The 514-nt window shown below is 47.1% G+C and carries 2 tRNA genes and 1 rRNA gene; all 3 read left to right on the plus strand.

Annotated features, from left to right (window positions below):
* Positions 1-62, plus strand: a 16S ribosomal RNA gene (locus tag AB1462_RS31690); the annotation flags it as partial.
* Between the two features lie 82 nt (positions 63-144).
* A tRNA-Ile gene (locus AB1462_RS31695) sits at positions 145-221 on the plus strand.
* Between the two features lie 30 nt (positions 222-251).
* Positions 252-327: transfer RNA gene (locus AB1462_RS31700), tRNA-Ala, on the plus strand.
* The last annotated feature ends 187 nt before the right edge of the window (positions 328-514 follow it).

Raw genomic sequence — 514 nt, forward strand, 5'->3', positions numbered from 1 at the left:
TGACTGGGGTGAAGTCGTAACAAGGTAGCCGTAGGGGAACCTGCGGCTGGATCACCTCCTTAATCGACGACATCAGCTGCTCCATAAGTTCCCACACGAATTGCTTGATTCATTGAAGAAGACGATAAGAAGCAGCCCGAAATTGGGTCTGTAGCTCAGTTGGTTAGAGCGCACCCCTGATAAGGGTGAGGTCGGCAGTTCGAATCTGCCCAGACCCACCAATTTTGTGTGGGAAACGCCTGTAGAAATACGGGGCCATAGCTCAGCTGGGAGAGCGCCTGCCTTGCACGCAGGAGGTCAACGGTTCGATCCCGTTTGGCTCCACCACTACTGCTTCTGCGTTATGAAAGCTTAGAAATGAGCATTCCATCAGTATGATGGTGAATGTTGATTTCTAGTCTTTGATTAGATCGTTCTTTAAAAATTTGGGTATGTGATAGAAAGATAGACTGAACGTTACTTTCACTGGTAACGGATCAGGCTAAGGTAAAATTTGTGAGTAACTCTTAATTGA

Source organism: Pseudomonas sp. SB113, assembly GCF_040754745.1.
In the GTDB taxonomy this organism is placed as follows: Bacteria; Pseudomonadota; Gammaproteobacteria; order Pseudomonadales; family Pseudomonadaceae; genus Aquipseudomonas; species Aquipseudomonas grimontii.